Raw genomic sequence first — 16,896 nt, 5'->3', positions numbered from 1 at the left:
GAATCCCTGTGTTCGTCCTTATATGATGTGTCGTAGGGGGAAACCTGTGTGTTTACCCTTGGCGTCATCCAAAAATAAAGGGCAGACACATGGGTCTGCCCCTACAGTATCTCTCGAAAAAGGGATGCCGATCAATACAGGGCCGGTCGTTGCAGATTAAATTTTTTGATCCGATAGCCGATCTGACGCTGGGTAAGCCCCAGTTCACGGGCTGCACGGGCCTGCACCCAACCATGTCGTTTCAACGCTGTTTCCACCTGTTCACGCTCTAACTCCTGAAGAGAGCGGGGCGGGCTGTTTTCGCTTGTTCGCTGTTCAGGTACCTGACCCTGCATTCCCTGCATTTGCGGCGGCAGGTGTGACTCGGTCCTGTTTTGCATAAGCCGTTCCGTTGGTGGCTGAAGAAAATAGCCAGGAAGATCATGAACAGAGAGCATATCACCTGTGGAAAGGATCACCAGCCGTTCCATCAGGTTCTGTAACTCACGGACATTTCCCGGCCAGTCATAATCAGTCATCAGGTCCAGGAATTCTGTGGTCATCCGTACCTGTTTGTCATTTCTTTTATTGCTTGATTTGAGAAAAAAGTCTGCCAACAAAGGGATATCATCTTTTCTTTTGCGGAGCGGCGGCAGTACAACAGGCACTACATTGAGTCGATAGTAGAGATCATTACGAAAGGTGCCTTCCTGCACAGCTTTTTCCAGGCTGACATTGGTTGCCGCGATGATACGGACATCCACATCAATAGTGCGATTGGAACCCAGCCGCTCAAACTGCTGTTCCTGAAGAACCCGAAGTAGTTTTGCCTGGAGGCCCAAAGGCATTTCACCGATTTCATCAAGAAACAGGGTCCCTTTATCTGCCAGCTCAAAGCGTCCTTCCCTGGTGCCGTCAGCTCCGGTAAAGGCTCCTTTTTTATGACCAAAGAGTTCGCTTTCCAAAAGGTTTTCCGGCAAGGCAGCGCAGTTGATTTTGACAAAAGGTTTATCGCGGCGGGGGCTGGCCTCATGGATGGCCTGGGCTGCCAGTTCTTTTCCTGTGCCTGATTCCCCAAGGAGCAGAACACTGGCCCGACTGGGAGCAACCCGCTCAATACTCCAAAAGACCTCCTGCATGGTTTTTGACTGCCCGATAATATAATGCTTTTTATGGCGGGCATGGAGGCGATCTTTAAGGCTCTGGTTTTCTGAAACCAATTTTTCCCGGTCTTTCCGGATGGCCTGGTTCAGATCAAGAAACTGGGAAATCAAGGTGGACAGTACCGTTAAAAAGCGGACATCCTCTTCCAGGGAGGTCTCCAGGCCAAAGAGGCGATCAACACTAAGAACGCCCACAGGCTTTTCCTTCAGCAGGACAGGTACACCAATAAAGGAGAGCTTGGTCTTGCTGAACATCTGGCGGGAGCCTGTGCGGTTGAGGAAAAGAGGTTCACTGTTGATATCAGGAACAATAAAGGGCGATCCAGTACGAAAGACCTTACCATAGATGCCCTCGTCAAGGTTGTAGATACCGCGCTGTTCTTCTTCAATACTCAGGCCGTATGAGGCCCGGATGGTTAACCTCTCCTGTTCGTCGTCCAGCAGGGTTAAGGTGGCGCGTTCCATCCGCAGGGTATCGTGGAGCACCTTGAGGATAGCAGAAAGGGCTGTATCCAGATGGACAGCAGACCCGATCAACTTGACAATACGATATAACGCCTTGATTTCCAGAGCCTCAGTGCTTTCACTGATAAAGCTGTGGTTGGGGAAGAGGTTGGCTTCCTCTTTCTCCTTTAGCATGTTTTTTCCTCTCTTTCGGATGAATAAACAACTCCACCCCTTGGGGGGGTGGGGTGTTAAATTAAATTAAATGAAAATATTAGCCTGTCACGCCGCAAGCGGCGAGGTGTCAGACCCGGAGCTTCGCAATGAGCAGCATTCTGCGGCAAAGCGGAGAAGCTGTTCCTGGTTAAGTGTCTGACCACCAGAACGTATCCGGTTGACCAGGTTTTTGATTTGCATATCATCAAGTCGGAGCCCTGCCTGATCAAGTTGCAGCTGGACAGCTCTGGCCCCGGTTTTTTCTCCAAATCGGAGATCTCGTGTTCCTCCAACCCGTTCTGGGGCATATGGTTCATAAATGTCTGGATTGACAGTTATGCCGTGTTGATGTAATCCGGTCTCACAGGTGAAGATGGCCGAGCCAACCAAGGGGTGGTTATCAGCAATGGTTTTTCCTGTGCTTTGTGCAACCCGTTGACAGAGTTCCGGGAGAAATTCTGGGTGATACTTTTTTTCATTCAGGATAAAGGCAAGGTAACCAACAACTTCTTCAAGACGCGAATTGCCTGCTCGTTCGCCAAGCCCCAGAACTGTGGCATCCAGACCGTTGGCTCCGGCCTCCAGGGCTGCAATGGCATTGGCCGTGGCCATGCCAAAATCATTATGGCAGTGGACTGCTATGGGAAGCGAGGCCGCCGACGTAATAGTCTGGACAAGGCGGGTCATGCCAGCTGGAGAACAGATCCCCACTGTGTCTGCCAGGCGAATGCGGCTTGCTCCGTATTGCTTGGCAATTTTTGCTGTTGCACAAAGAAAGTCGATATCCGCCCGCGAGGCGTCTTCCATGCCCACAGATACAGCAGGGATGCCTGCGGCCAGGGCCTGTTGGATTGAAGCTGCAAGGGTCGTATGTAACCAATCCCTATCTTTTCCCAGACGTTCCTGAATATGGGCATCTGAAACCGGGACAGACAGGGCAAGGAGGTCTGGTGAGCAGACAGCGGCAAAGGTGATGTCTTCTGGCTTGCAGCGGCACCACAGGCTGAGACGGCAAGAGTCAGCAGTGCGTTTTCTGGCCTCAAGGACAAGTTTGGGAAGATAGGTGTTGAGCGGAGATGCTATACCGAGTTCAATTTCGTCAACACCAATGCGGCAGAGTCCCTGAATAATCTCGTGCTTATCCTGATCAGTGAAAGCAACACTGGGGGTCTGCTCCCCTTCCCGAAGGGTGGAGTCAATAAGTTGAGGCTGATTGATGCGCATCTGTTTGTTATAATTTGGTCGTTACGTTCAGGGAGACCACTGAATCTGGGATATTGGTAAAAAAAGATACAGATATGAATATCCACATCATGTGCCATTTTTGCGTTTTTCATGTCTTTGTCAGGAAGAGGTGTAAAATCAGAGTATTGGGTGATAAGGTGTTCGTTTTTAACTGATCAATAAAGGAGATGAAGTTTACAATATTGGATTCTTTGCTCGTGAGATGCACATAAATGTAAGGAGAGGTGCGAAGAAATGTTGCGGAGGTGGTGTGAAAATTTATGCCTTGATCTGTTCGACTGTTATGTTTGCCGATCTTTTTCTTAATTGCGATTTCCCAACGATTGCAAGGCTGATTTGTTACAAAAAGGTATATTGAGGTTCTGATTGTAAACAATATGACAAAAAGGTTTTCAAATAAAAAGGTCACGTTGTGGTATGTAGCGATTTCTCTCTTTTAGTTTATTGATATTAAACAATATAAAAAATATATCCCGAACGGCACACCGTTTGCTTAAGAGAGGATAACATCAATACAAAGATGTTCATAATGCAAATGATTAACGCAAACAAAGAACCGGACAATCCGGGAATATCCTCTTTTATACACGGAGAAAAACAATGAGAAAGGTAGCAATCTACGGCAAGGGCGGAATCGGAAAGTCTACAACAACCCAGAATACAGTAGCTGGACTGTGTGGATTGGGCAGAAAGGTTATGGTGGTTGGTTGTGATCCTAAGGCAGACTCCACTCGTCTGTTGCTTGGTGGTCTGGCCCAAAAATCTGTTCTTGATACCCTGCGTGAGGAAGGTGAGGACGTAGAACTGGAAGACATCCGCAAAGAAGGATACGGCGGAACCTGGTGTGTTGAGTCTGGTGGTCCTGAGCCGGGAGTTGGTTGTGCTGGTCGTGGTATTATCACCTCTATTAATATGCTGGAGTCCTTGGGTGCATACGAAGAAAGCGAAGCACTGGATTATGCCTTCTACGATGTACTGGGCGACGTTGTTTGCGGTGGTTTTGCTATGCCGATTCGCGATGGTAAGGCAGAAGAAATCTACATTGTTGTATCCGGTGAGATGATGGCAATGTACGCGGCCAACAACATCAGCAAAGGTATCATGAAGTTTGCTCAGTCCGGTAATGTACGTTTGGGCGGCTTGATCTGTAACTCTCGTGCTGTTGACAATGAGCAGGAGATGATCGAGAAATTTGCTGAAAAACTGGGAACCCAGATGATCTGGTTTGTACCGCGCGACAACGATGTACAGCGAGCCGAGATCAACCGAAAGACCGTTATTGAATGGAAACCTGATGCGCCCCAGGCGGATAAGTATCGTGGCTTGGCCAAGGCCATTGATGAAAACGAGAAGTTTGTCATCCCCACGCCTATGGAGATTGAAGAGCTGGAGCAGCTGCTCATGGACTTCGGTCTGATGAATTAATCTTCCCTGTTAAAGCGAATAAATAATGCATATGTAAGGGCACGGTACGCCGTGCCCTTACGAACAAAGAAATATTCAGGAGAATAAACATCATGTTAATGATCAGAGCTATCGTCAGACCAGAAAAATCCGACGAAATTCTTGCTGCCCTCATGGATGCTGGCTTTCCGGCGGTTACTAAATACTCTGTTGCTGGTCGTGGTAAACAACGCGGTATTAAAATCGGCGATATCACTTACGATGAAATTCCCAAGATGATGCTCATGTCCGTAGTTCGGGACGAAGATAAAGATTTTGTCATCCAGACTATCATGGAAACCGCCAGGACTTCTGAAAAGGGTGCCTTTGGTGACGGTAAGATCTTTGTCAGCGAGGTTGAGGAAGTCTACACCATCAGTTCCGGCGTCAAAGAAGGAGTTGTTGAGGAGGCCGCATAATGAAAGAAGTCATCGCTGTGGTACGCATCAATATGATGAACCAGACCAAGAAGGCCTTAAGCGATGCCGGGGTTGACTCTTATTTTGTCCGCGAGGCGCAAGGCCGGGGCAAAGGATTTGCCAATCCTAAGGTACTTGAAGGGGTCGATGAAGGCTACGAAGAAGCGGCAGCTGTGCTGGGAGAAAAAGGAAAACTCTATCCCAAGCGAGTAGTGACCGTGGTGGTTGAAGACGAGAAAGTGGATGAGGTTGTGCAAGCAATCATTGCACCCAATAAAACCGGGAAACCTGGTGACGGCAAGATATTTGTCGTGCCAGTGGCTGATTCTATCCGGGTTCGAACCGGTGAGACAGGTGAAGCAGCTATCGTCTGAACCTGAACAGGAATTTTGAGGAGAACAATATGGGAGCAGCAGAAAAGCTGGTGCAGTGGGATCCCACCGACATAAAAGCGGAACTTATTAAGAAATATCCGCCCAAGGTGGCCCGTAAACGCGCCAAGCAGATAATGATCAATGAGGCCCTGGAGAACGGCACGCCGGAGATTACGGCCAATGTTCGTACCATCCCAGGCATCATCACCATGCGTGGCTGTACCTACGCTGGTTGTAAGGGCGTTATTATGGGGCCAACCCGTGATATCGTCAACCTGGTCCATGGGCCGATTGGATGTAGCTTTTACGCTTGGTTGACCCGAAGAAATCAAACCGATCCGGGGCCGGAAGGACCGGATGGTGAGAACTTTATGACCTATGCGTTTTCAACCGATATGCAGGATCAGGATATTATTTTCGGTGGAGAAAAGAAGCTGGCTACAGCCATTCAGGAAGCCTATGATCTGTTTCATCCGAAATCCATCGCCGTGTTTGCAACCTGCCCTGTGGGGTTGATTGGCGATGATATTCATACGGTTTCCAAACAGATGAAGGAAAAATTCGGCGACTGTAATGTCTATGCCTTCAGCTGTGAAGGCTATAAAGGGGTTTCGCAGTCAGCAGGCCATCATATTGCTAATAACCAGGTTTTCCGTCACATTGTGGGCGAGAACGACGAGCCGGTTGAGGGCGAGTATAAAATTAACCTGCTGGGTGAGTACAACATCGGTGGTGATGGCTTTGAGATTGATCGGATCTTTAAAAAATGTGGGATTACTAATATCTCCACCTTCTCAGGGAACTCCACCTATAACCAGTTTGCCACGGCCCATCAGGCTGATCTGAATGCGGTTATGTGTCATCGCTCTATCAACTATGTGGCTGACATGTTGGAAACCAAGTTCGGTATTCCCTGGGTTAAAGTGAACTTTATTGGTGCTAACGCCACAGCCAAGTCCTTGCGTAAGATTGCCGCCTATTTTGAAGATCAGAAATTGATTGATAAAGTTGAAGCAGTCATTGCTGAGGAAATGCCCGAAGTTGAGGCAGCAGCCAAAGAAGCACAGGCTCACACTGATGGTAAGACCGCCATGATGTTTGTGGGTGGTTCCAGGGCCCATCATTACCAGGAACTGTTCAACGAACTGGGCATGAAGACCATCTCGGCTGGCTACGAGTTCGCCCACCGTGATGACTACGAGGGACGTCGGGTTCTGCCTTTTATCAAGATAGATGCAGACAGCCGGAACATTGAGGAGATTGAGGTTGAGGCCGACGAGACCCGCTACAATCCCCGCAAGACCGAAGAGGCCATGAAGGTGCTGAAAGAAAAGGGCGTGAAGTTTAAAGATTACGAAGGTCTTGCCCCGGATATGGACGAGGGTACCCTGATTATTGATGACCTGAATCAGTACGAAGCTGAGAAACTGGTTGAACTGATGAAGCCGGATATCTTTTGCGCTGGTATTAAAGAGAAATTCTCTATCCAGAAGCTGGGTGTGCCCATGAAGCAGCTGCACAGCTATGATTCCGGCGGTCCTTATGCCGGATTCAAAGGCGCAATCAACTTTTATCAGGAGATTGATCGACTGGTAAGCAGCAAGGTCTGGAGTTACATGAAGGCTCCGTGGCAGGATAATCCGCAGCTTTCCGGAACCTTTGTCTGGGAATAATCTGTAGGGGTAGACCTGTGTGTCTACCCATTATGCAAACAGGGCGAACACATAGGTTCGGCCCCTACAACCCATACGCGGAAATAATTCGTAGGGGCAGGTCCCCGTGCCTGCCCGGTATAATCAGGGCGAACACAGGGATTCGCCCCTACATAAGAATACGAGGTAACACAGGATGTTATTACGACATACCCCCAAAGAAATCAGCGAGCGCAAGGGCCTGACCATTAACCCGGCCAAGACCTGCCAGCCTATCGGTGCCATGTATGCGGCTCTGGGCATCCACGGATGTCTGCCCCATAGTCACGGTTCCCAGGGCTGTTGCGCTTATCATCGTTCAACCCTGACCCGGCATTATAAAGAGCCTATTTCTGCCGGAACCAGCTCCTTTACCGAAGGTGCATCTGTTTTCGGTGGTCAGGCCAACCTGACTCAGGCCTTTAACAATATTTTTAACGTTTATAATCCAGAGATCGTAGCAGTCCATACCACTTGTCTGTCTGAAACCATTGGTGATGACCTGCCTCAGATCCGCAAGAAGGCGATTAAGGAAGGCAAAATTCCTGAAGGCAAACACGTTATCGGTGCTTCTACGCCAAGTTATGTTGGCTCCCATGTAACGGGTTTTTCCAACATGGTCAAAGCCATGACCGAGCTGGCCGAGCCCACAGGAAAAAAGAACGGCAAGGTCAACCTGATCCCTGGTTGGGTTGAGCCCTGTGATATGGAAGAGCTGAAGCGTATCACCGATCTGATGGGTGTTTCCACCATCATGTTCCCTGATACCTCTGGCGTCCTGAACACCCCTCTGACCGGCGAGTATAAAATGTTCCCGGCAGGTGGTACCACCATTGCTGAATTGCAGTCCACTGCTGATTCAACCGGTACCCTGGCCTTGGGCGAGTGGTGTTCTGCCGATGCGGCCCGTCAGCTGGATAAGCAGTATAAGGTACCCTGCACAGTGCTGGATATGCCCTTTGGCCTGAAAGCGACAGATCGCTTCATTGAGGCTCTGCGTACCTTGGCTGGTGTTAATGTGCCTGAAGAAGTCATGACCGAGCGTGGTCAGCTGGTGGACCTCATCTCTGATATGCACCAGTATTTTTACAATAAAAAGGTGGCACTGGTTGGTGACCCGGATCAACTCATCGCTATGACCGAGTTCCTGGTGTCCATTGATATGTGTCCGGTTCACGTTGTTACCGGTACTCCGGGCAAGAAGTTTGAGAAGCGGATCAGGGAAATCACGGCAGACATGCCGTATGAGGTAAATGTCAAGGCCAAAGGCGACTTTTTCCTCGTCCATCAGTGGATGAAGAACGAGCCGGTTGATTTGCTGATCAGCAACACCTACGGCAAGTACATTGCCCGTGACGAAGACGTACCTTTTGTTCGCTGGGGCTTCCCCATCCTGGATCGTCAGGGACATCAGTATTTCCCTACGGTGGGCTATAAAGGCGGCCTGCGCCTGCTGGAGAAGATACTGACCGCCCTGCTTGATCGGAAGGATCGGGACGATACGGAAATGAAATTCGAGCTGGTGCTGTAGAAACCGTGCTGTACAGGATGTAAAGAGAGGAAGAACAGGAAGGAATTGTGGCGGGGCCGGGAGGCTCCGCCATTTTTGCTTTTTGGACTAAGATTCTTTCGCCAAAACAAGGATGCCAGCACTTATTGAGAAGTTACCTTCACTTCTGCAGTCATGTCATCAATTGCTGAAATAAACTGTAGATAACGTTGATTCGCCTCCGATAATACCTCCGGGCGTCCCAAAGTCTGTCTGACCACGCTGTCATGAGGGTTGTCCGCTGTGCTCATAGGAAAAATATAACCTTTGTCGTGATATTTTGTGCAACCTGGTCTTTCAGGCGGATTACTCGACCAAGGTTCCTCGCCCCTGTTTTCTTTTTCTGTATTGGTTCAAAAAAATATATTTGTTTGACTGCCGTGAATCCTTGAAATATAATATTTTTAATACATAGTGTCATGTAGTAATATTTGTTAAATGGTGCGGGATAACGAGAAGGAACGGAGGAGGAAAAATATATGAAAACGACAAAAGACTTCAGCAGAAGGAAAAGAAATCGGAGCCTGGCAGCCCTATGCCTGATCTCTTTAATGCTCACTGCGCCTGCGGTGCAGGCGAATAAAGTGGTGGTGATACCGCTGGGCAGCACGACCAATATCGGTGCGTCCATCTATTGGACCGGAGAGTGGCAGGACGGCTTTCAGTATGCCATCGGAGACGGGATGCAGTACGGTGGCAGTAGCTATCTCTGCGTGAAGGATCATGTATCCTCGTCTGCCAATACTCCGCCAAACGGGACGTATTGGAGCCTGATGGCTGAGAAGGGTGATATCGGCCCTCAAGGATCATCTGGTGCTCAGGGGCCGCAGGGAGTCGCCGGAACTGATGGTGCTCAGGGCGTTCAGGGTGCTCAGGGGCCGCAGGGAGTAGCAGGGCCACAAGGGGCTGATGGTGCTCAGGGCTTTCAGGGTGCAGAAGGTCCGCAGGGCGTAGCAGGGCCGCAGGGTGCGCAAGGCCCTTCCGGTACCAGTTCATGGACAGACGCGACCGGCAAGGTCACGGCGACCGTGGATGTGGGTATCGGTACCGGCGCGGCGACACCGGGTGCAAAGCTGCATGTGGACGGTGAGATAAAAATGGAGGCAACTGCTGCCGCTTGTGATACGGCGTCCGCAGGCAAGATCCGTTGGAGCGGCTCGGATTTCGAGGGCTGCAACGGCACATCCTGGGTAACATTCACATACAGTCCGGTGGTGATCCCGACTGTGACTTCAGCCACCGGCAAGGTCTGGATGGACCGTAATCTGGGCGCGAGTCAGGTGGCAACGTTGTTTGACGATACAGCCGCCTACGGCGATCTGTACCAGTGGGGCCGACCGACAGACGGCCATGAACAGCGGGACAGCGGCACTGTAGGTACTCAATGGGGTGGCGCATAGCCCCAACCCGATCATGGGAATTTTATAACCGGCTTCTTAGATTGGCTGAGCACGCCGGACCCCGCGCTCTGGAATGGTGTAGCCGGTATAAATAATCCCTGTCCCACCAGCTTCCGGTTGCCCACAGATACGGAGTGGCAGGATGAGATCGATCAATACGGAGCAACCAGCATCGCACTTTTTGATTCACCCCTGAAGCTTGTAGCGGCAGGTTGTCGCAACTACCTCGGCACGCTCTTCTTCGCGGGCAGCAGCGGCTACTGCTGGAGCAGTACGGTCGACGGTACCAGCGCCCGCGTCTTGAACTTCAGTAGCGGCAGCGCCGCCCTGCACAGCTTCTACCGCGCAAACGGCTTCTCTGTCCGTTGCCTCAAGGATTAAGACACTTTGATTTATTTGTCATCTTTGTCCCTTTACGACCGCATCGCGTAGCGTGCGGTCGTTTTTATTTTACCGCGTAGCGGGCGAATTTTTTTTCATGGCGCAATAGAATAATTGTGGTATGTTGGGGGTGTGAATACGGAAGAGAAAATACGACTGGCAGGCGATCTGTCCTGTCTGTATCTGCATAAGGAAGGCATTTTTTACAAGGTGTATAATAAGGATGCCATGCTGTTCATCGGAAACATCAAGCCGTTGAAGATTACAGCCAAATTTATTAAAGTTGTTGATCAATATGTCTACAGTGCCGGTTTCCCGGAATCCGTACTTGAGCGGGTCAAAGAGAAGCTGCACAGCTGCGGCGGAGTGTTTGAAACGGCGGAAAAAATGCTAAAGGTCACCGGTGTCCGATGGAACGAGGCAGAGGATTATTCGGATTGGTGCGGACGGTGGAAAGGGAAGGCAGAAGAAAGGCATGAGGCTGACTCAGCAAGTATCGCACAGCAGGTGGCCGCTTTCCCGGTGATGCAGAGAACACCGATGGAGGCCGTGCAGTTCATTATAAGTATGCAGAAACAGCTGAATACAAAGCGGAATGCGGCCCCCGCATCGGGATTGTAGGGGCACGACGTACCGTGCCCCTGTCCGATGATGCATAAAAATAACGATACGCTGGATGAAAGGCTGTTTGCAGCCTATTACAGGGCGCGGAAAAACAAACGGAACACGTACAACCAGTTGCGCTTTGAGATGGATTATGAACATAATCTGTTTCAGCTTGCCGACGAGATCCGAAATCGTTGCTATACCCCCGGCCCCTGCACCGCTTTTATTGTTGATAAACCGGTTAAACGGGAAATATTCGCCGCTGATTTTCGCGACCGGGTGGTGCATCACCTGCTGCACGGAACGATTAATCCTGCGGTGGAAAAAAAGCTGATTCACGACACCTACAGCTGCCGAATTGGTAAAGGAACCCTGTTCGGCATAAACCGGCTTGATGCGTTCATCCGCTCCTGCACAGAAAATTATCAGCGGGATGCCTATATTCTTAAACTGGATATAACAGGCTATTTCAGGAACATGCGCCATGATGTTCTGTGGGTAAAAGTGCAGCGGATACTGTCGGGCAGAAATAACGATTATGGCGGCCTGTCACGGGAACTTATCGACTATCTGCTGCGACGGATTATTCACACCCCGGCGGCGGTCGGATGCAGGAGGAAATCTCCTGGCACGGCATGGAAAGGACTGCCGAAAAGCAAGAGCCTGTTTTATGCTGAAAAAGGTTGCGGTCTGCCCATCGGTAATCTGACCTCGCAGCTGTTCGGAAACATTTTTATGAATGATTTTGATCATTTTATAAAGCATGATCTGCGGGTGCGCTGTTACGGCAGATATGTTGACGACATGGTGTTTGTTCATCAGTCCAAGGAATTTTTGCGGAGTATCATTAACGAGGCGAAAAAAGAACTCGCAGCTGTTGGCTTGGAGGTGCATCCGGGCAAAATCTATCTTCAACATTACAGCAAAGGTGTGTTGTTTCTCGGTCAATATATTAAACCGTATCGAAAATATATCAGCAGGCGGACAAAGAACAACTTTTACCGAATGATCAATGAAATCAACCTGCTGCTTGAAACGGAACAAAGAATAGATGAACAGGTGCTTGAACATATCAGAGCAAGGATGAACTCCTATCTCGGCACTCTCGGTCATGCGGACACCCGCCATCTGATTATCAAGGCGAGAAAGAAGCTCTGTCCTCAGTTTTTCTTTTTCTTTTCATTCGATGACGCATACAGCAAAATAACGCTGAATATCCGGAACCTGCTATGGCATTATACACAGCCTTGCCTGTCTATAAAGTCGCTTATGACCTGCTGATTGAGCTTTTTAGGCGCACAGGTAAATTTCCCAGAGAATACAAATATACGCTCGGAGAAAAGCTGAAGAACGAGGCTCTGGAATTGATCCTCAATATTTACAGGGCCAATAAAAGCCGGAATCGGGACAGATTGGAATGTATAGCCGAAGCGCGGGACAATGCGGAAGCGATTCGTCTGCTGTTGCGTTTAAGTAAGGATCTTAATGTGATCGGTAATAAACCCTTTGTCCAGTTGAACAGCGGCATTGAGAATGTCTCTGTTCAACTGGTCGGATGGGAGAAATATATGACCGGAGTTGCAGGATGACCGGAAGGTCTATTCTGCGAGCGTGTCATATTCATCCTGACAGACCGCCGGGACGTATTTCCTTATGTCCGGGCAGAAAGGATGCCTCGACAAGGCATCCGCTTCAGGTGCAATGCCCGCACCCGGATTACGCCTGAAGATGTCAAGTGTTTGTCCGCCCGCCATGTAGCGGCAGGTTATCGCAACAACAACGGCACGCTCAACAACGCGGGCAGCAACGGCAACTACTGGAGCAGTACGGTCGACGGAACCAACGCCCGCAACTTGAACTTCAATAGCGGCAACGCCGACCTGAACAGCAACAACCGCGCAAACGGCTTCTCTGTCCGTTGCCTCAAGGATGAATGGATCCCCTCTGCTATGTTAACGGCGGAGGGGATTTTTTTTTTGTTTATTCGCCCCCGGATGAAAGGCAAAACGCAGTCAAAATACCGGTTGCAACATGTATCTTATAGATTGTAAAATAATATCCAATCATAATTTTTCACCCTTTACCCTACTGCCGGAGGATTGATCAATGCCCACAGCAGGCATCAAAGTGCTCTTTATCGGCAAGAGCTGGGTTGTACCCTATGAAGCAAAAGTCTGCGAAAATATCAGCGGATTGTTCCAGGATATTGCCTCATTCGCCCCGGATGTCCTTGTCACCAGCGAGTTTGCTCCAGGGGCTTTAAATATTGCCGGGCTGGAACTGCGCAAAAGATGGATACACGTCAAACCCGATGCCACGGATGACGAGGTGACCCTTGCTATTGACAGCTGCTATATCGGCACTCTGTTCGGCCCTCATCATCTGGATGAAAGTTTTCCCTTGGTCAGTGTCTATACCCCGACCTATAACACAGGGGATTTTCTCAGAGACACCTATCAGTCTCTTCGTGAACAAACGTATCCGAACTGGGAGTGGTGCGTGGTTGACGATGAGTCCAGCGACGGTACCTGGCAGAAGCTGCTTGAGCTGGCAAGGGAAGACTACCGGGTCCGCCCGATGCGGATAAAACACAGCGGCAAGATCGGGCATCTGAAGGATATCGCCACCCGGATGGCCAACGGCAAGTACCTGATCGAGCTGGACCACGATGATATGCTGACCGATAATGCGGTGGAGGAGGTTCGCCAAGCATTTGATGCCAACCCGGATGTCGGTATGGTCTACTCAAATTGCGCTAGTTTTTTTTCCGATGGAAGCCCGCAGATGTTCGGCGATGACTTCTGGAAGGATCGCTACCGGGACACGGAGTACCGGGGAAAGATGTACAAGGAGTGTCTCAATCCTGATATTTATGACAGCTTCGGCCCTGAGCATCATCAGCTCTTTGGCTGGTTTCTGACCGTCGGACCAAATCATGTTCGGGCCTACAGGGCGGAAACCTTGCGTAGTCTTGGAGGGTATAACCGGAACTTCCCGGTTGCCGACGACTGGGAACTGTACGCAAGATTCTTCTTGCATTCAAAATGTCTGCACCTGGACAAGATGCTCTACCTTTACCGCTTCCATGATGCAGCCTCCAACACGACTTTTACGCGCAATAAATCCATTCAGGATCATCTTGAGCTTGGACGCCGTCATCATGCCGCAGCATTTATCGAATATAATAAGCGACGTCAGGCAATGTCGGAAGATTCTAAGAATGTTGAATGAGCCGTTTGCAGGTATGATTGAGTGCAACAAAATCGAAAAAGGGGACAGAACTATTTTCGATAGTCAAGCAGGGTGTGTCTCACACCCGCTTTCCATAATCGGCAGCACCGACAAGCTTCTTCGCTCCCTCAGCCCCTTGAACCTTCTGCCATGCAAATACTCATCGAATTCGAGGCAGCAGCAACTCCCGACCGACCGCACATTTTTTGAACACCTCGCCCGTCGGGATAACGTTTCCGGTGTCGTCCTGCCGGAGAAACAATTAAACAATAGCAATTTTACAGCCCAAGGCTTCAACCATTTTTTTCACAGTGTCGAACTTCGGCGAACTTCCTTCAGCCAACGCTTTGTAAAGATTCTGCCTGCCGAGTTTAGTGGCTCTTGCAATCTCAGACATACCTTTAGCCTTGGCAATATCACCCAATGCACGTTGAAAGCCTTCAACACCATTTTCTTCCAACATAATCTGAAGGTACTCTTTCATCATTTCCGGGCTGTCAAGGTACTCACTTGCATCCCACTTGCTTGTCGTCACGTCCTTGCTCATGAAGCTCCTCACGATCAAACGTATACTGATCCGGTAAAACACCCTCCGCTTCTTTAAAAATATCTGATAAAACATGCTGTTTTGTTGTTCGATCAGCCTGCGCCTGATATTTAAAGAGCAAGAATTCATAAAATGTGAGCAACTCCTGCCGGGCGACTTCGGGCAGTTTGAGCAGGTCCAGCACATGATTTCCAATATGTAGCCCAGTTTGTTGTATCATTGCTTTTTCCCTTTTTTCTCTATCCATTATCACACCTCTTTTCTCTTACACTCTTTAATCTATTTTCACCCTAACTTATTAGGATACCACCTGTACCGCTCTGTAACAACCTCAATTTCGTAAAACCGGGGGGGCCGAGAGGCTTCGCCATTTTTTTGTTTCTATGCCATTCAATCCAAATTAAAGCGCACAGGAACCAGCACCTCCATAGTTGCAGGCCGACCGTTTTTTGTTCCTGGAGAGAAACGCCATCTCTTCACGGTCTTCAGGGCTGATTTATCAAGTAATGTATGACCGCTACTTTTATGGAGCCTTACTTTATTCACTGAGCCGTCTTTGAGTACGGTAACGGCAAGAGTCACTGTCCCCTCAAGCCCGCGCCGTCTGGCCATACGAGGATATGCTGGTGGAGGGTTGCTCTGATAAAGCGGTGTTGCCTCCTGGATAGCCTTCTTGACCGGTGCTGTTGATCGTGTTGTTGTCTGAATCTTTCGTCTCGGCTGTGTGTGTACACGTCGCACTGGCTGTTTTTTTGTCCTGCGCACAATCGGCTTGGTTTGCCGTACAGGCCGTATAGGCTGTGGAGATGGAGCAGGCCGAATAGTAGGCTGGATATTTTTCAGCTGCGGCCGTGGTATTGGCTCCTGTTTTACCGGAAGAGCTGCCAACGGCTTGAATGGTTGCAAGGTAACCGGAGCAACATCGGGCAGGGGTGGTGCCTTCTGAACAGTTATCTTTTTCAATTTGGGCTGAGGCACTGGCGGACGGGGCTTCGGCGCAGGCTTCACCTGTGCGACTTTTGGTGGTAGCTTGATTGGTGGTGGCTTGGGCCGCGAAACAGTTTTGGGTTGTGGCTGGACAACCTGCTTTTTTACCGTTTTAGGTTGAACCTTGGGCAAGGGTTTTTGTTTCTTGACCGGCTTGGTTGGCTCAGGTTTTGCCTTGACAGGCACCAGCGGACGGATCGGTTCATACTCCACCGCTGCAATCTCCGGCGGGCTGGATATTTCCCGCACGATTTTTTTCTGTGGTGGCGGAGTTGGTGCAATCCTCTTGAGACTGACGGAAATCTTTTTTCGGGCAGGAGGTTTGGGCGGCACAGTTTTAGGTAACTGCATCTGCCAGGAAAGCAAGGCACCGTGCAGGGCAAGAGTTACAACGACTGCGGGCAGCATCCGCTGCATTACCTCCTGGTTCACGGTGTTGCGGTCTCCGCCTCGGCCTGAAGAGATATACTGGTGAGGCCAGCCTGCTTGACCCTGTCCAGTACCTGAAAAAGCCCCTGATAGGAAACCGATTTATCGGCAAAGATCTGCACATTAGGGTTCTTCTCCTTACTTGCCGCCTTTTTTTTCTCAAGTAGCTGTTCCAGCTCCGGGAGTTCCACAGGCTCCTCATCAACAAAGATTTTCAGCCCGTTGTCCGCATCTTGAATAGTGATGCCGAGGGCCTCGTTGGTTTCCAGGCCTGCAGTGCCGGATTGTGGCAGATCCACCTGTTGGCCCCGATGTACAGCCATGGACAGCATAGCATAGATGAAAAAAACCAGCAGCAGAAACACGATGTCGATCAGGGGGAGCATTTCCACACGGGGCGCACCTATACTGCGGTTACTGAGTTTCATTGTTTTCCCTCCACCATTGCTTTACGATACCCTACCTCCAGGCGGGTTGCATATTTTTCCATGAGATGAGCAGCGTTCTCAATTCGGCTTTTGAAATAGTTATATGGGAACACGGTAATAATAGAGATTGTTAATCCCGCTGCTGTGGTAATCAGGGCCTGGGCAATACCACCAGTGACCAGCTTGGGGTCTGCCATGCCGCTGCTGCCGAGCATCTTAAAGGACGAGATAATGCCAATGACTGTGCCCAGAATACCCAGAAGCGGGGCCACTGTGATCATGGTATCCAGCACGGTCATGAACTGTGACATTTTTTTGAGCAGATGTTGGGCTTCAGACTCCATTGCCTTGCTCATATCATAGT

Annotated in this window: 19 protein-coding genes; 12 read left to right on the top strand and 7 right to left on the bottom strand. The window is 49.8% G+C overall.

The genetic code is table 11. The annotated features are described in order from the left end of the window. Positions 1 to 131 precede the first annotated feature (131 nt). Positions 132 to 1,781 carry a nif-specific transcriptional activator NifA gene (gene nifA, locus L2082_RS06650; RefSeq protein WP_446011559.1) on the bottom strand — a complete coding sequence of 550 codons (1,650 nt, stop codon included), beginning with the start codon at positions 1,779 to 1,781 and terminating at the stop codon, positions 132 to 134. An 87-nt stretch (positions 1,782 to 1,868) separates the two neighbouring features. Then, on the bottom strand, positions 1,869 to 3,026 hold the full coding sequence (locus L2082_RS06645) for a LeuA family protein (protein WP_446008970.1): 1,158 nt from the start codon (positions 3,024 to 3,026) through the stop codon (positions 1,869 to 1,871). Positions 3,027 to 3,647: 621 nt separating this feature from the next. Here L2082_RS06645 and nifH point away from each other — a divergent pair. The 12 genes from nifH (at position 3,648) to L2082_RS06585 (ending at position 14,141) form a co-directional block, all read left to right on the top strand. Beyond that, on the top strand, positions 3,648 to 4,472 hold the full coding sequence (gene nifH / locus L2082_RS06640) for a nitrogenase iron protein (RefSeq protein WP_446008969.1): 825 nt from the start codon (positions 3,648 to 3,650) through the stop codon (positions 4,470 to 4,472). A gap of 89 nt (positions 4,473 to 4,561) precedes the next feature. Then, a complete protein-coding gene (locus L2082_RS06635) occupies positions 4,562 to 4,909 on the top strand; it encodes a P-II family nitrogen regulator (protein WP_446008972.1) in 348 nt (115 codons plus the stop codon). After that, positions 4,909 to 5,283: a P-II family nitrogen regulator gene (locus L2082_RS06630; RefSeq protein ID WP_446008968.1), complete on the top strand. Its 375-nt coding sequence runs from the start codon at positions 4,909 to 4,911 to the stop codon at positions 5,281 to 5,283. The genes L2082_RS06635 and L2082_RS06630 overlap by 1 nt, the downstream gene beginning before the upstream one ends. Positions 5,284 to 5,312: 29 nt before the next feature. Continuing rightward, a complete protein-coding gene (nifD, locus tag L2082_RS06625; protein WP_446008967.1) occupies positions 5,313 to 6,956 on the top strand; it encodes a nitrogenase molybdenum-iron protein alpha chain in 1,644 nt (547 codons plus the stop codon). A gap of 175 nt (positions 6,957 to 7,131) precedes the next feature. After that, positions 7,132 to 8,505 (top strand): nitrogenase molybdenum-iron protein subunit beta, encoded by a 1,374-nt coding sequence (nifK, locus tag L2082_RS06620; RefSeq protein ID WP_446008966.1) that lies wholly within the window; start codon positions 7,132 to 7,134, stop codon positions 8,503 to 8,505. Between the two features lie 497 nt (positions 8,506 to 9,002). After that, positions 9,003 to 9,923, top strand: a complete 921-nt coding sequence (locus tag L2082_RS06615) for a hypothetical protein (RefSeq protein WP_446008965.1) — start codon at positions 9,003 to 9,005, stop codon at positions 9,921 to 9,923. Positions 9,924 to 10,040: 117 nt separating this feature from the next. Next, positions 10,041 to 10,304, top strand: coding sequence for a hypothetical protein (locus L2082_RS06610; RefSeq protein WP_446008964.1), 264 nt, complete (start codon positions 10,041 to 10,043; stop codon positions 10,302 to 10,304). A gap of 132 nt (positions 10,305 to 10,436) precedes the next feature. Continuing rightward, entirely contained in the window at positions 10,437 to 10,925 is a 489-nt protein-coding gene (locus L2082_RS06605; protein ID WP_446008963.1) for a hypothetical protein, read from the top strand. A gap of 27 nt (positions 10,926 to 10,952) precedes the next feature. Next, positions 10,953 to 12,191, top strand: a complete 1,239-nt coding sequence (locus tag L2082_RS06600; protein WP_446008962.1) for an RNA-directed DNA polymerase — start codon at positions 10,953 to 10,955, stop codon at positions 12,189 to 12,191. Then, positions 12,140 to 12,499 carry a four helix bundle protein gene (locus tag L2082_RS06595; RefSeq protein ID WP_446008961.1) on the top strand — a complete coding sequence of 120 codons (360 nt, stop codon included), beginning with the start codon at positions 12,140 to 12,142 and terminating at the stop codon, positions 12,497 to 12,499. Before L2082_RS06600 ends, L2082_RS06595 begins: the two co-directional genes overlap by 52 nt. Positions 12,500 to 12,580: 81 nt before the next feature. Continuing rightward, on the top strand, positions 12,581 to 12,961 hold the full coding sequence (locus L2082_RS06590; RefSeq protein WP_446008960.1) for a hypothetical protein: 381 nt from the start codon (positions 12,581 to 12,583) through the stop codon (positions 12,959 to 12,961). 55 nt (positions 12,962 to 13,016) lie between these two features. After that, the gene (locus L2082_RS06585; RefSeq protein WP_446008959.1) at positions 13,017 to 14,141 is read left to right on the top strand and encodes a glycosyltransferase; all 1,125 of its coding nucleotides are present in this window, start codon (positions 13,017 to 13,019) and stop codon (positions 14,139 to 14,141) included. A 262-nt stretch (positions 14,142 to 14,403) separates the two neighbouring features. On the opposite strand, the gene L2082_RS06580 is transcribed toward L2082_RS06585, so the two are convergent. The 5 genes from L2082_RS06580 to L2082_RS06560 form a co-directional block, all read right to left on the bottom strand. Beyond that, positions 14,404 to 14,676, bottom strand: a complete 273-nt coding sequence (locus L2082_RS06580; RefSeq protein ID WP_446011558.1) for an addiction module antidote protein — start codon at positions 14,674 to 14,676, stop codon at positions 14,404 to 14,406. Then, entirely contained in the window at positions 14,648 to 14,935 is a 288-nt protein-coding gene (locus L2082_RS06575; protein WP_446008957.1) for a hypothetical protein, read from the bottom strand. The genes L2082_RS06580 and L2082_RS06575 overlap by 29 nt, the downstream gene beginning before the upstream one ends. 143 nt (positions 14,936 to 15,078) lie before the next feature. Continuing rightward, positions 15,079 to 16,107 (bottom strand): TonB family protein, encoded by a 1,029-nt coding sequence (locus tag L2082_RS06570; protein ID WP_446008956.1) that lies wholly within the window; start codon positions 16,105 to 16,107, stop codon positions 15,079 to 15,081. Then, positions 16,104 to 16,532, bottom strand: coding sequence for an ExbD/TolR family protein (locus tag L2082_RS06565; protein ID WP_446008955.1), 429 nt, complete (start codon positions 16,530 to 16,532; stop codon positions 16,104 to 16,106). Before L2082_RS06565 ends, L2082_RS06570 begins: the two co-directional genes overlap by 4 nt. After that, positions 16,529 to 16,896, bottom strand: a 368-nt coding sequence (locus L2082_RS06560; protein WP_446008954.1) for a MotA/TolQ/ExbB proton channel family protein, incomplete at its 5' end; no start/stop codon positions are given. The genes L2082_RS06565 and L2082_RS06560, both read right to left, overlap by 4 nt.

Source organism: Candidatus Electrothrix sp. (genome assembly GCF_052785085.1).
The sequence above is the reverse complement of the archived record's forward strand: the minus strand, read 5'-3'. Positions and strand labels throughout refer to the sequence as shown.